At 65.1% G+C, this 14114-nt stretch carries 12 protein-coding genes; 2 read left to right on the forward strand and 10 right to left on the reverse strand.

The annotated features are described in order from the left end of the window. Positions 1-166: 166 nt before the first annotated feature. From ACVWY5_RS20145 to ACVWY5_RS20180, 8 genes are all read right to left on the reverse strand, one after another. Positions 167-964 (reverse strand): NUDIX hydrolase, encoded by a 798-nt coding sequence (locus tag ACVWY5_RS20145; RefSeq protein ID WP_028337620.1) that lies wholly within the window; start codon positions 962-964, stop codon positions 167-169. Between the two features lie 2 nt (positions 965-966). Then, positions 967-1923, reverse strand: a complete 957-nt coding sequence (locus tag ACVWY5_RS20150; protein ID WP_028337619.1) for a dihydrodipicolinate synthase family protein — start codon at positions 1921-1923, stop codon at positions 967-969. 103 nt (positions 1924-2026) lie between these two features. Then, entirely contained in the window at positions 2027-2905 is an 879-nt protein-coding gene (locus tag ACVWY5_RS20155; protein WP_028337618.1) for an SDR family oxidoreductase, read from the reverse strand. 126 nt (positions 2906-3031) lie between these two features. After that, a complete protein-coding gene (locus ACVWY5_RS20160) occupies positions 3032-3892 on the reverse strand; it encodes a MaoC family dehydratase (RefSeq protein WP_028337617.1) in 861 nt (286 codons plus the stop codon). A gap of 204 nt (positions 3893-4096) precedes the next feature. Next, positions 4097-4486, reverse strand: coding sequence for a Zn-ribbon domain-containing OB-fold protein (locus ACVWY5_RS20165; RefSeq protein ID WP_028337616.1), 390 nt, complete (start codon positions 4484-4486; stop codon positions 4097-4099). After that, complete coding sequence (locus ACVWY5_RS20170; RefSeq protein WP_028337615.1) at positions 4486-5643, reverse strand: thiolase domain-containing protein; 1158 nt, start codon at positions 5641-5643, stop codon at positions 4486-4488. The genes ACVWY5_RS20165 and ACVWY5_RS20170 overlap by 1 nt, the downstream gene beginning before the upstream one ends. 155 nt (positions 5644-5798) lie before the next feature. Beyond that, on the reverse strand, positions 5799-6740 hold the full coding sequence (locus tag ACVWY5_RS20175; protein WP_283089494.1) for an IS110 family RNA-guided transposase: 942 nt from the start codon (positions 6738-6740) through the stop codon (positions 5799-5801). 292 nt (positions 6741-7032) lie between these two features. Continuing rightward, positions 7033-10524, reverse strand: a complete 3492-nt coding sequence (locus ACVWY5_RS20180) for an indolepyruvate ferredoxin oxidoreductase family protein (RefSeq protein WP_028338217.1) — start codon at positions 10522-10524, stop codon at positions 7033-7035. A gap of 234 nt (positions 10525-10758) precedes the next feature. Between ACVWY5_RS20180 and ACVWY5_RS20185 the strand changes: the two genes are divergently transcribed. Beyond that, the gene (locus ACVWY5_RS20185) at positions 10759-11985 is read left to right on the forward strand and encodes a c-type cytochrome (RefSeq protein ID WP_038378161.1); all 1227 of its coding nucleotides are present in this window, start codon (positions 10759-10761) and stop codon (positions 11983-11985) included. 4 nt (positions 11986-11989) lie between these two features. Here the strand turns inward: ACVWY5_RS20185 and ACVWY5_RS20190 are convergent, their stop codons facing one another. Then, positions 11990-12631, reverse strand: a complete 642-nt coding sequence (locus tag ACVWY5_RS20190; protein WP_028338219.1) for a trimeric intracellular cation channel family protein — start codon at positions 12629-12631, stop codon at positions 11990-11992. Positions 12632-12775: 144 nt separating this feature from the next. Here ACVWY5_RS20190 and ACVWY5_RS20195 point away from each other — a divergent pair, with 144 nt between their 5' ends. After that, entirely contained in the window at positions 12776-13216 is a 441-nt protein-coding gene (locus ACVWY5_RS20195) for a hypothetical protein (protein ID WP_028338220.1), read from the forward strand. 67 nt (positions 13217-13283) lie between these two features. Here the strand turns inward: ACVWY5_RS20195 and ACVWY5_RS20200 are convergent, their stop codons facing one another. After that, positions 13284-14102, reverse strand: coding sequence for an isocitrate lyase/PEP mutase family protein (locus tag ACVWY5_RS20200; protein ID WP_028338221.1), 819 nt, complete (start codon positions 14100-14102; stop codon positions 13284-13286). Positions 14103-14114 lie beyond the last annotated feature (12 nt).

Here is a 14114-nt window from a genome sequence, read left to right on the forward strand (position 1 = left end):
ACAGGGTTGTGCTGTAAGAAAAAGGTGCGGCCCCAGCGTCGCTCAACAATGAACGTCGGTGGTTATGGGTCCCGGCTCCGTTCGCAATTGCGCACTAGGCCGGGACGACATTGAATGTGTTGCGCCGCCCGTGAGTCACGACACGCCATCTCTCAGGACGACGGACCTACCCCAGCGCTCCGACGTCGAACACCTCGCCGTCGTACCCCGCTTCCTTGGGAATGCGGAGCTGGCGACCGGTGGCGGTTTTGGTCATCACGGGCATCACGGCGACAATCGACTTGCCCTCGCTGTCGGCGAGCGCGGCGCCGACGTTCGGCTGCTTGCCGAGCCGGATCAGGTTGCGCGTGGTCGGGAACGGCAGCTTGAAGCGGCCGCTCTCGCCGCCCTCCAGCGCCTCGCGCGTCGACACCCAGATCGAGTCGGTCGATTCCTTGCCGTCATGGGCGCCGAGCTGCTCGGGCGGCGCGGCGGCGAGGAAGAACCAGGTGTCGAAGCGCTTCGGCATGCCCTCCGGCGTGATCCAGTGCGCGTACGGCACGAGCTCGTCGAGCGCGAGCACCATGCCGTTGTCGGTCAGCACCTTGAGGAAGCTGATCTTGCCTTCGTTCAGCGCCGCGCGATGCGCGGTCGCGATCTCGTTCGCACGCTTGGCATCGACCAGATCCTTCGAGCCTACCGGCCGCGCCAGCAGGATGCCGCTCTCCTCGAAGGTCTCGCGGATCGCCGCGATGCGGAAGCCGAGCGCGTCGCCGTCGAGCCCTTCCCCGCCGGAAAAGAGCGCAGGATCGGCGGCGATCTCCTTGTCATTCTTGTCGACGCTGCCGCCCGGAAACACCAGCGCACCCGAGTTGAACTCGATCTGGTGATGGCGAACCATCATGAAGACTTCGATTTCAGACGACGCTCCATCCCGCAGCAGCAGCACGGTCGAGGCAAGGCGCGGGGCAACGATCTCGGTCATGATTAGCCTGCTGCACTGGATTGCGGTTGCAGATTGGCGCGGCGATCGACGCGCGCCACACGGGACAAGAGATAGTCGACCTCCGCCCTCGCCTGTGGCGTGATGACCGCACCTGGCTTGCGCTGGGCGCTGGAGGAGATGATGCCGCGCTTCTGCAGCACGTATTTGCGCACGGTCAGGCCGACGCCGGGCTGCTGCTCGTAGCGGATCAACGGCAGATGCGCATCGAACAGATCATGCGCGGCATCGCGCTTGCCGGCCTTGGACAGGTTGACGACGTCGATCAGCAGCTCAGGAAAGGCATAGCCGGTCATCGCACCATCGGCGCCGCGCTCCATCTCGAAATCGAGGAACAGGCCGCCATTGCCGACCAGGATCGACAGCGGCCGCAGCGAGCCGTCCTTCTGGAAGTTGCGCAAGGTCGAGATCTTCTCCAGGCCCGGCCAGTCCTCGTGCTTGAGCATCACGCAGGACGGCGAATCCATCACGATCTTGCGGATCACGGCCGGCGTGAACACGACGGTCAGCGTCAGCGGATAGTCCTGCAGCACCCAGGGAATGTCGTCGCCGATCGCTTCCTGCGCCTGCTTGAAATAGCTGATGATCTGGTCGTCGGTACGCAGATGCGGCGGCGGCGCGATCATGACGCCGGCGGCGCCCGCATCCATCGACTTCTTCGCCAGCGAGCGCATCGTGGCAAAGCCGGGCGCCGAGACGCCGACGATGACCTGCAGCTTCTTGGCGCGCTTGACGAAGCGCAGCGCGACCTGCTCGGCCTCGGCGGCGTCGAGCTTCGGCGCCTCGCCCAGGATGCCGAGCACGGTGACGCCGTCGCAGCCGACATCGGTATAGAAATCGGTCAGCCGGTCGATCGATGCCTCGTCGATGCGGCCGTCATCGTGGAACGGCGTCGGCGCAATCGCAAAGGTTCCTGCGGCCTGGGCAGTGAGTTTGGTCATGGCTATCCTCTTATCCGTCATTCCGGGGCGATGCGTCAGCATCGAACCCGGAATCTCGAGGTTCCGGGTTCGTCCTTCGGACGCCCCGGAACGACAGGTAGCATCAGAACCGCCGCGCGCCCATCTTGATCTGCTCCTCGGAGAAGAAGATGTCCTTGGCGTGGGTGACGATGTCTTCGGCCCTCCAGCCGGTAAATGGCGGCTTCCAGCCCTCCATTTCCATCATCCGCATCTCGCGGACCCCGCGCGGGCCCGAGACGCCGAGGACCTTGCCGGTCTGGTCGCCCGACAGGTCGCTGACCATGTAGAGCACGGCCGGCGCGATGCCGTCCGGGCCGAGTGCCGCGCCCGGGTTCTCCTTGTAGCGCGGCAGGTCCGCGGTCATGCGGGTCAGCGCGCCCGGCGCCAGGGTCCAGATCCGGATGTTGTACTTGCGGCCCTCGATCGCCAGCACGTTGGACAGGCCCCAGATGCCGCCCTTGGCGGCGCCGTAATTGGTCTGGCCGAAATTGCCGATCAGGCCCGAGGTCGAGGACGTGTTGACGATGACGCCGCCGCCATTGTCGCGCATCCATTTGAACACCGGCTGGGTGCAGCAGAAGGTGCCCTTGAGGTGCACCTTCATCACCTTGTCCCAGTTCGCTTCCTTGGCCTTGTGGAAGGTCTCGTCGAGCAGGATGCCGGCATTGTTGACCAGGATGTCGGCGCGGCCGAAATGCTTGATGGCATCGTCGAACACCGACTGGCCGCCGGCCAAGGTCGAGATGTCGGCGCCGTTGGCGACCGCACGGCCGCCCTCGGCCTTGATCGCGTCGACCACCTTGTCGGCCATCGACTTGTCGGAGCCCGAACCGTCGCGCGGGCCGCCGAGATCGTTGACCACCACGGCCGCGCCCTCGCGCGCAAACAGCTTCGCATAGGCTTCACCAAGCCCGCCGCCGGCGCCCGTGATCAGCGCCACCTTGCCGTCGAGTAATCCCATGGTTGTTTTCTCCCTTGTCGTTGTCCTGTCATTCCGGGGCAGCCCGCAGGGCCGAACCCGGAATCCGGAGATTGTGGCGCGAGATTCCGGGTTCGATGCTTCGCATCACCCCGGAATGACGGAAAGCTACGCCAGCACCGTCTTGCCGCTCTTGATCACGGTGACGCCGCGCGACTTCACCTTGGCCTCGAACGACACCACATTGCCGTCCTTCCACAGCTCCATGGTCACGGTCTCACCGGGGAACACCGGCGAGGAGAACCGCGCCACGTGCTGCTTGAAGGCGGACGGATCGTAGTCGGCGTAGGTCTGCAGCACGCCGCGGCAGGTGATGCCGTAGGTGCACATGCCGTGCAGGATCGGCCGCGGGAAGCCGGCCTTCTTGGCAAACTCCGGATCGGAATGCAGTGGGTTGCGGTCGCCGCACAGCCGATAGACCAGCGCCTGGTCCGGCCGCGTCGTGATGTCGACGACCTTGTCCGGCGCGCGCTCCGGCACCTTGTGCGGCTCGGGCTGGCCGTCGGACGGGCCGCCGAAGCCGCCATCGCCGCGGGCGAAGCGCGAGGCGACCAGCGTGGCGAGCTTCTCGCCCTTCTCGTCCTTCAGCACGGTCTGGTGGCGGATCACCGCGCCCTTGTCCTTGCCCTTGTCGAACACGTCGAGCACCGTTGAGTCGGCCGTGATGTGGGCCGCGGTCGCGAACGGCTTGTGGAAGGTGATGTCGCGCTCGCCGTCGACCACCATCACGCGGTTGAGGTTCATCTCGCCGGGACCGGCGCCCCAGGCCGCGACCGAGGCAAACGTCGGCACCACCTTGAGCGGGCGCGGCGTCAGCACACCCTCATTGACGAAGGCGAGTTCCTTCTCGTCCATCGGATCGGCACCCAAGCCGATGCCATAGGCATAGAGCATCACGTCGCGGTCGCTGTAGCTGTATTTCTGGCCGAGATTCTTCAGGGCCATCAGCTGTTCGTACACGATCGGCATTGTTGTTTTCTCCCCGAATGTATTCTTAACGGCACGGTGCCCATTACTGCGCCCTCTCCCCTTGTGGGAGAGGCTACGCGGGCGTCAGCCGCAAACTCGCTTGGGTGAGGGGTTGCTTCCGCAGATGCATCTCTATCGCGGATAGAACCCCTCATCCGGCGGCCTCCGGCCGCCACCTTCTCCCACAAGGGGAGAAGGTACTTTCTAGGCCGGTGTGAAGAACGGCAGCGGGGCGCCGTCGGTCGGCTTCCACACCACCTTCACCTTCTGGCCGATCTTCACCTGCTCCAGATCGCAATCGACGATGTTGGTCTGCAGCGACGGACCTTCCTTCAGCGTCACATAGGCGATCGCATAGGGACCGGTCGGCGACTTCCGCATCAGGCTGTAGGTGTAGACCGTGGCCTCGCCGCTCGACTCTTCCCACACCGTCTTGTCGGAGAAGCAGAACGGGCAGATCGCGCGCGGGAAGTAATGCGCTTCGCCGCAGGTGTTGCAGCGCTTGATCATGAACTTGCCCGCCTTCGCCGCTTCCCAGAACGGCGCGGTCTCCGGATTGGTCACCGGGGCATTGTACTTCTTCGCTTCAGACATCACGCACGCTCCAGAATGCAGGTTGAGGCGGCGTGGCGAACGCCGAGCAGACCGCCGGTGCCGTGGGCGATCGCGAGGTCGCAGTTCTTCACCTGCACCTTCGGATGCGCCTCGCCGCGCAACTGGCGCACAGCCTCGAGGATTTTGGTCATGCCGCCGCGATTGACGGGATGGTTGCTGCACAGGCCGCCGCCGTCGGTGTTGAACGGCAGCTTGCCGACGCCCGAGATCAGATTGCCGTCGGCGACGAACTTGCCGCCCTCGCCCTTCTTGCAGAAGCCGAGGTCCTCGAGCTGCATCAGCACCGTGATGGTGAAGCTATCATAGATCGAGGCGTATTTGATGTCCTTCGGCGTCACGCCCGCCTCCTCGAAGGCGCGCGGACCGGACCACACGCCGGCGGAGTAGGTCAGATCGAGATCCTTGCCGCCGCGCGGGCCCTTCATCGCCTCGCCATGGCCAATCAGGCGCACCAGCGGCTTCTTCAGGCTCTTCGCGATCTCAGGCGTCGTGACGATCATCGCGCCGCCGCCGTCGGTGACGACGCAGCAATCCATGCGACGCAACGGATCGGAGATCATCGGCGAGTTCAATACGTCCTCGACGGTGACGACTTCCTTCAGCATCGCATGCGGATTGTATTGCGCGTGATGCGAGGCCGCGACCTTGATCCAGGCGAGCTGTTCGGAGGTGGTGCCGTAGTCGTGCATATGGCGCATGGCACACATGCCATAGGCATTGTGCGTGGTAGCCCCGTAAGCGGATTCGAAATCGGCCTCGGCGCCGGACGCGCGCGGCGGCATCGGGCCGGTGCGCGGTTTGCCCGCCAGCGTGACCAGCGCGACCGAGCATTTGCCCGCGGCGATCGCCTCGGCGGCGTGGCCGAGATGGATCAGATAGGAACAGCCACCGGTCTCGGTGGAGTCGACGTGACGCAGCTTCCTGGTGTTGAGGCCGAGATAATCGACCATCGGCCACAGCCCGCCCGGCGCGTCGCCGGCGCAAAAATAACCGTCGATGTCGTCCTTGGTGAGCCCGGCATCCTCGATCGCGCCCTTGGCGACCTCGGCGTGAAGCTGTGCTGTTGATTTATCGGGTGCGTGCCGGGTGGGATGTTCGTAGATCCCGGCAATGTAGGCCTTGCCCTTGATGGTCAAATCGCTCTCCGCTGGCGTTTCTTCGCTCGAGCGTTTTTCTGAACCGGACGCGCGACCTTGGCAAGCGCGGAAATATTCCGTCAGACGAGACTGCGACTTGCGCGCGAGGCGCGCGCTCAGAACTCACGTGTCGTCCCGGCAAAGGCCGGCAACTGTTATGTCGGCTTGGTCTGCAGGTAGGGCTTTCTGTCGCGCATCATGGCGTTGAGGACCGTTAGGAGCTTCCTGGCGACGGCGATGAGAGCGAGCTTGGCTGGTTTGCCGACCTGTCGCAGCCGCGCGTAGAAGGCCTTGAATGGATCGGCCCGACGAACCGCGTTCAGAGCCGCCATATAGAGGGCGTCACGAACGCGCTTTCGGCCGCCGGCGATCTTGCGTTTTCCACGGAAGGCGCCGCTGTCGACGTTGAAGGGGGCAAGGCCCGCGAGCGCGGCGATCTGCTTCGCTCCAACATGTCCAAGTTCCGGCATCTTCGCGATCAGCTGCATGCAAGCCACGGGACCCACGCCCGGCAGTGAGCGCATCAACCGCGCATCGTCCGCGATCTCCGGCTCGGCCTTGGTCAATGCGTTGATATCGGCCTCGATCTCGGCGATCTCGCCATCGAGAACCTCAATGAGCCGACTGATCCGTTCGGCCATGGCGCGGTCGTCGGCCTCGCTGCGCCGGTTCTTCTCCTGCGCGCGCATGAGAACCAGTTGGTCCCGCCGTTTTGCAAGCCCTGCCAAAGCGTTGCGGGCGGGATTGGCGGCCCGCTCGGTTGCCGGCTGCATGACCCGGCCAAAGGCCGCCAGCATCCGTGCATCGATCGGATCGGTTTTGGCAAGTTGGCCGCTGGCCCGCGCAAAATCGCGAGCTCGAGCCGGATTGATCCGAGCGAAGCGGACACCGGCCTGGCTTAGGGCCTCGCGAAGCGCGAGGTCATAGGCGCCCGTGGCCTCGAAGACGACCAGCGCATCGCATCGCCAACGCGCCACCTGCTGTGTGATGGCCTGTGCCGCGTTGGCGATGCGCCTGGACACGCCGTCAGCTTCATCAAAGATATCGAGATGCTTCTTGGAGACGTCGATTCCGACATAACGAGGGGGTATGATCACGGTGCCTGTCCCTGTGATGCGAGGTCTGTTGGCGCAGCCTCGTGCAACTGTTCAGGTTGGTAATGGAACGGGCGGGAGGCCGAGCCGGCTCACGGCGTCAAGCGCCAAGGACCCAACGGCTTCCCGCCCAACCCATCCTGACAGACTTCCAAGACACAGGGACCCATAACCACCGCTGTTCGTCGTTGCGCGACGTTGGGGCCGCAGCTCGATCCAACAACAGAGCCCTGTGGTTATGGGTCCCGGGTCGCGCTTTCGCTTGCCCGGGACGACATCTATTGCGAGGTGACGCCTACTCCGCCGCCATCTGCCGCGGCGCGGGCGGCGGGTTGGCGAGGTCGGCGGCGAGTTGCGCGTAGCGAACCTTCGCTTCCTTGATCGCCTTGTCCTTCACCGGGCCGTAGCCGCGGATACGGTCAGGCAACGCCAGCAGTTCGACCGCGACGTCGTGATTGAGCGGCGACAGCAGGTTCAGCACCGTCGCGACATCCTTCTCGTAGCCCGCGATCAGATCGCGCTCGAGCTTGCGGTCGGCGTTGTAGCCGAAGATGTCGAGCGGCGTGCCGCGCAGGAAGCGGAATCTCGCCAGCACCCTGAAGGCCGACATCATCCACGAACCGAAGGCGCGCTTCTTCGGCCGGCCCTGCGCGTCGAGACCGCCGCCGAGGATCGGCGGCGCCAGATTGAAGTTGAACTTGAACTCGCCCTCGAACTGATCGCGCAGCTGCTTCTCGAAGCGGCCATCGGTGAACAGCCGCGCCACCTCATACTCGTCCTTGTAGGCGAGCAGCTTTGCGTAGTTGATCGCGACCGCGCGCGGCAGCGCCTCGCCATAGCCGCCCTTGGTCGCGGCGTCGCGCACCTGGTCGACCAGCTTGCGGTAGCGTCTTGCCAGACGCGCATTCTGGTAGTCGGTCAGGAACGCCATGCGATGGGTGATGATCTCGTCCAGCGACATCGCATCCAGCGATTTCGGTGGCACGATCTCGTCGTCGCCCTTCATCATCCCGCTCAGCCGCGCCGGATCGGCGGCGGCCAGGCGCCCGAGCTGGAACGCCTGGGTGTTCATCTTGATCGAGACGCCGTTGACCTCGATCGCCTGCAGGATCGCCTCCGCCGATAGCGGCAGCAGCCCGCGCTGATAGGCAAGGCCCAGCATCATGATGTTGGTGGCGATGGAGTCGCCGAGCAGCGCTTCGGCCGGCTTGGTGAAGTCGAAGAAGGCGGAGTCCTTGCGCAGTTCGGTCTCCAGCACGCTGTTGACCTTGCGGCTCTGGAAGTTGAAGTCGCGGTTCAGGATGAAGTCCGCGGTCGGGATCACGTGGCTGTTGATGATGCCGACGGTGCGGCTCGCATCGCACAGCGTGATGGTGTCCTTCGACGCCGCCACGACCTCGTCGGCCGCGAGCACCAGATCGGCCGTTCCGGTCACGATGCGCGAACAGGTCACGTCGGCGGTGTGCTCGGAGAGCCGGACGTGGCTCAGCACCGCGCCGCCCTTCTGCGCGAGGCCCGACATGTCGAGGATCATCGAGGCCTTGCCCTCGATATGCGCGGCCATGCCGAGCAGCGCGCCGATCGTCAGCACGCCGGTGCCGCCGACACCGCCGACCGCGATGTTGTAGGGCCGGTCGAGCGCGGGCTTGGAGGCCGGCTCCGGCAGATTATCGATGCTGCCGAGCTCGGGCGGCGCGCGCCGCCTGAGCTTGCCGCCGTCGACCGTGACGAAGGACGGGCAAAAACCCTTCACGCAGGAATAGTCCTTGTTGCAGGTCGATTGGTTGATGGTGCGCTTGCGTCCGAGCTCCGTCTCCAGCGGCTCGACCGAGATGCAGTTCGACTGCACCGAGCAGTCGCCGCAGCCTTCGCAGACCGCTGGATTGATCAGCACGCGGCGCTGCGGATCCTCCATCAGGCCGCGCTTGCGGCGGCGGCGCTTTTCGGCGGCGCAGGTCTGCACGAACACGATCGCCGAGGTGCCCTTGTACTCGCGGCACATCTTCATGACGTTCTCGAGCTCGTCGCGGTGGTACAGCTTGACGCCGGGCGCGATGGTGTCGGCCGGATAGGAATCCGGGTTCTCCGAGACCAAATAGATCTCACGAATGCCTTCGGCATGGAGCTGGAAGGTGATCTGCTGCGGCGACAGATCGCCGTCATGGCGCTGGCCGCCGGTCATCGCGACCGCGTCGTTGTAGAGGATCTTGTAGGTGATGTTGGCCTTGGAGGCGACCGCCTGGCGGATCGCGAGAATGCCGGAGTGGAAATAGGTGCCGTCGCCGAGATTGGCGAAGATGTGGTTCTCGTTGGTGAACGGCGCGATGCCGACCCACGGCACGCCCTCGCCGCCCATATGGGTGAAGGTCTCGGTTGACCGGTTCATCCACAGTGCCATGAAGTGGCAGCCGATGCCGGCCAGCGCGCGGCTGCCTTCGGGCACCTTGGTCGAGGTGTTGTGCGGGCAGCCCGAGCAGAAATACGGCGTGCGGCTGACGGGCGCCGTCGCCTGCATCTGCGTCGACTGACGGCCGTTGAACCAGTCGGCCTTGGCGCGCAGCATCTCGGCGATTTCAGGATTGAGATTAAGTCGAAGCAGCCGTTCGGTGAGCGAGCTGGCAAGCGAGGCAACGCTGAGCTCGGCGGCGAAGGTCAGGAAGCGCTTGTCGTGATCGTCCATCTTGCCGACGATGCGCGGGCGCACGTCGTCGCGCCAGTTGAACAGCTCCTGCTTGACCTGGTTCTCGACGATCTCGCGGCGTTCCTCGACGATGAAGATCTCCTCGAGGCCGACGGCGAAGTTGCGCACGCCCTCCGGCTCCAGCGGCCAGGGCATGCCGATCTTGTAGAGGCGGATGCCGATCTTGCCGGCGATCTCGGGCGTGATGCCGAGCTCGCGCAGCGCCTGGCGGATGTCCTCGTAGCTCTTGCCTGAGGCCATGATGCCGTAGCGCGCGTTCGGCGAATCCATGGTGATGCGGTTGACCTTGTTGGCGCGGGCGAAGGCGATCGCGGCAAAGCCCTTGTAGTCCTGCAGCCTTCGGTCCTGCTCGAAGCGGTCGTCGGGCCAGCGGATGTTGAGGCCGCCCGGCGGCAGCTCGAAATCGGTCGGAATGATGAACGGCGTCATCTCGTCGGTGAGGTCGATCTCGGCGGTGGTCTCGACCGTCTCGGTGATCACCTTCATGCCGACCCAGCAGCCGGAGTAGCGCGACATCGCGATACCCAGGAGGCCCATCTCGATCATTTCGTGGATGCTGGAGGGGTAGAGGTAGGGCATCAGCGCGGAGATGAAGGCGTGGTCGGACTGATGCGGGACGGTGGAGGATTTCGCGCCATGGTCGTCGCCGGCAAGGCAGAGCACGCCGCCATGCTTGGCGGAGCCGGCCGCATTGCCGTGGCGGAACACGTCGCCGCAGCGGTCGACGCCGGGGCCCTTGCCGTACCAGATGCCGACCGCGCCATCATATTTGGCGCCCGGCGACAGGGCGAGCTGCTGCGAGCCCCAGATCGCGGTGGCCGCGAGGTCCTCGTTCACGCCGGGCTGGAATTTGATGTTGTACTGCTCGAGATGCTTGCGGGCGGCGAACAGCTGCTGGTCGTAGCCGCCGAGGGGGGAACCGCGATAGCCGGAAATGAAGCCTGCCGTGTTGAGACCCGCGGCGCGGTCGCGCCTGATCTGCGCCATGGGCAGACGGACCAGCGCCTGGATGCCGGTCATGAAGACGTGGCCGGCGCCCTGGGTGTATTTCTGGTCGAGGCTGATAGGCCCTTGGTTGATTCCCATTTAGCCCTCTTTTCGCTGGTCGCGACGACTGCTTTTTAGCTAGTCATCCGAGCTTGTTAGAACCAGTCTATGTCGGATCTTCCGGCCCGCGCAGCACAATTCTGGGCGACCAGGCCCGTCGCTCAAAAATCGCAATTTCGTGCCGGGAATATTGCAGGGCCGTTTCGGTTTCTGTCGCAGGACAGGCCCGCGGCGAAATGGCGTAACGCGTCTTGTGGACCGGAAGGTGATCGGATGCGGCGGCGATTTCGAACGACGGGTGCGATTCTGGTCGCCGCGCTGTTGTGCGGTGCGCTCGCGATCCGAGAATGTGCCGCCGCGCCGACCGACGACGTCGTCGCCCGCGGCAAGGCGCTCACGATCGCCGGCGACTGCGCCAGCTGCCACACGGCCGATCCGGCAAAGCCCTTCGCCGGGGGCAAGCGGATCGACACGCCGTTCGGTGCGGTGTTCTCGCCGAACCTCACCCCCGACCGCGATACCGGCATCGGCGGCTGGAGCGACGACGATTTCCTGCGCGCGCTGCGAACCGGCGTCGCGCCGAGCGGCGCGCATTATTATCCCGCCTTCCCCTACCCCTATTTCACGAAGCTGATCCGCGACGACATCCTGGCGATCCGTGCCTATCTCGCGACGCTGGCGCCGGTCAGCAACAAGGCGCCGCCGCCGGAGCTGCGCTGGCCGTTGAACTACAGCGTGCTGATGCGGGCGTGGAACGCGCTGTTCTTCACGCCGGGCATCATCCAGCCGGACCAGGGCAAGGGTGCGGAATGGAATCGCGGACGCTATCTCGTCGAGGCCCTCGCCCATTGCGGCGCCTGCCACACGCCCAAGAACGCCTTCGGCGCCGACAGGCGCGACCAGGCGCTCAGTGGCAGCATGGTGCAAGGCATGTTCGCGCCAAGGCTCGACGGCGCCGCGCGCAGCGGGCTGAAATCATGGAGCGCGGCTGATATCGCCGAATATCTGCAAAGCGGCCGCAACGGGCACAGCCATGCCGGCCCCCTGATGTCCGAGGTGGTGCTCAATTCGACCTCGAAGATGCGCGACGCCGACGTGCGCGCGATCGCGGTCTATCTGAAGAGCCTGCCTGCCGGTGCGCCGGAGCCGGAGGTCACCCCGCCCTCGCCGGCGCAGATGAGCGATGGCGAACGGATCTACCGCGGGGCCTGCATCGCCTGCCATGAACTCGACGGCTCCGGCGCGCCGCGGATCTATCCGCCGCTGCCCGGCAACGCCAATCTGCAATCGGCCAATCCGACAAGCACGCTGCGCATCATCCTCGACGGCGCACAGACCGTGACCACGCCGCGCGCCCCGAACGGCGGCTCGATGCCGGCCTATCCCAAGCTCACCGACCAGGAGGTCGCGGACGTTGCGACCTACATCCGCAACGCCTGGGGCAACGCGGCGCCGGCCGTCACCGCGGACGAGGTCGCTAAGGCGCGGACGGCGAAATAATCGTTCAGCGTTCCTCGTCGCTGAACACGAATTTCGGCATCTCCCATCGGTAGCGGATGGCAAGCATGCGGAACGTCAGCCCGAGTGCGAAGGTCAGCGCGGTCCAGAGCTGGGCGTTCACCTGCAGCCCGGAGCCGGTCACATAGAACAGTCCGGTCACCACGGAGACGCTGGCGTAGAGCTCGCTGCGAAACAACAGCGGCACCTCGTTGCAGAGGATGTCGCGCAGCACGCCACCGGCGCAGCCGGTGATCATGCCGGCGACGATCACGATCGGCAGCGGGACGTCGACTTGCGAGGCCACGTCGCAGCCGGCCATGGTGAACACCACAAGTCCGATCGCATCGAGCACCAGGAATGCGAGGTTGAGCCGGTGCACCAGCCGTGCCAGCAGAATGGTGGCGAAGGCGCCCGCCGCCGCGACCGCAAGATAGATCGGATGCGCGACCCAGAGTAGCGGATAATGCCCCAGCAGCACGTCGCGGATGGTGCCGCCGCCGAGCGCGGTGATCGCGCCGAGCATGCAGACGCCGGCCCAATCCATGCTGCGCCTGCCGGCCGCCAGTGCCGCCGTCATCGACTGCGCCGCAACCGCAATGAACGAGAGCACGTGCAGCACCGAATCGGTGGGCGGCATGGTCCACATTGAAAAGGCCTCATGAAACAGGTTGGAACCCGAGGAATCGGCGGTTCCTGCATGAACAGGTTGCAACATTGGCGCGGAACATCCTCGCGCGCCAGCCATTGTCCCCTGCGTTTAGCTTTGAGGTGCTAACGGAGGAACTTTGCAATGGCCCATCAACCTGACGATCCGTATCGCGCCAACCTGACCGAGGACGAAATGCGCCGTCAGGCGCGCTTCAACAGCCTGGACAACGAGCTGCAGCCGGATCCGGAACTCCAGGAGGGACCGGCCAGCACCACCAAGATCGCGATGTTTGCAGTCGCGGTGGCCGTGGTGCTCGGTGCGTTGTTCTACGGCTTGAACAATACGTCGGTGCATGAGGCGGGCACCACGCCGTCAGCGCAGACCGCGCAGCAGCAGCCGGCCAATCCGGCCGCGCCGCCTCCGGGCATGCGCGACGTGACGCCGAAGCCGAACAGCCAGCCCGGCACGACCACGGGCGCGGCGCCGGCACAGCCGGCCTCGCCGTCGGCCAACAAGCCGACCGGACAGGAAATCGACCGCTCGGCGGCGCCGTCCGACTCGACCGGCGACAAGAGCAAGTAATCCGCTCGCTATCGTGAGCGACGAAGCAGCGGGCCCCAGCGGCCCGCTGCTTTTTTTGCGTGTGAGTCTACTTGAACATCTTGTTGAGCTCGCCGCCGGGATAGCCGTTGGCGAATTCGGTGAAGGTGCCCTTCTCGGCCATCTCCTTGGCCGCCTTCATCACACCGGTCCAGGCCATCCGCGCCAGCGCTCCGCCGACGCTGATCCGTCGCACGCCGAGATCGGCGACCGCTTGCAGCGTCAGCTCCGACGCACCGCCGATCAACAGATTGACCGGCTTTGGCGCCACCGCCTTCACGACCGCGGAAATCTCCTCCTTGGTCGCGATGCCCGGCGAATAAAGGACGTCCGCTCCTGCTTCCGAATAGGCCTGCAGCCGTTCGATCACCAGATTGAGGTCCTTCTTGCCCCACAAGAATGCCTCACAGCGGCCGGTGAGCAACACACCGCTGTTGTCGGCATCGATGGCCTTGCGCGCCGCCTTGATGCGCTCGACCGCAAGCTTGTGCTCGAACAGCGGGTTGGCGGCGTCTCCGGTGGAATCCTCGATCGAAAGCCCGGCGACGCCGGTCTTGACGCCGCGCGCGACATTGGCGGCGACCTTGTCGGGCTCAACCGCGAAGCCGCCCTCGAAATCCGCATTGACGGGAATATCGACCGCCGCACACAGCGCAGTCAGGTGGTCGCAGACGTCGTCGACGGTGACGCGATTGTCGGCCTTGGCGATGGTCCAGGCAAAGCCCGCGCTGGTCGACGCCAGCGCCTTGAAGCCGAGATGCTGCAAGGCTCGGGCGCTGCCGACATCGAACGGATTCGGAATGATGAAGCAGCCGCTCTCATGCAGCTTCTCGAAGGCGGCGCGTTTGTCAGCAGTTGGCAGTGGCATTGGTCGCTCCCT

The organism is Bradyrhizobium sp. USDA 3256, from assembly GCF_054058275.1.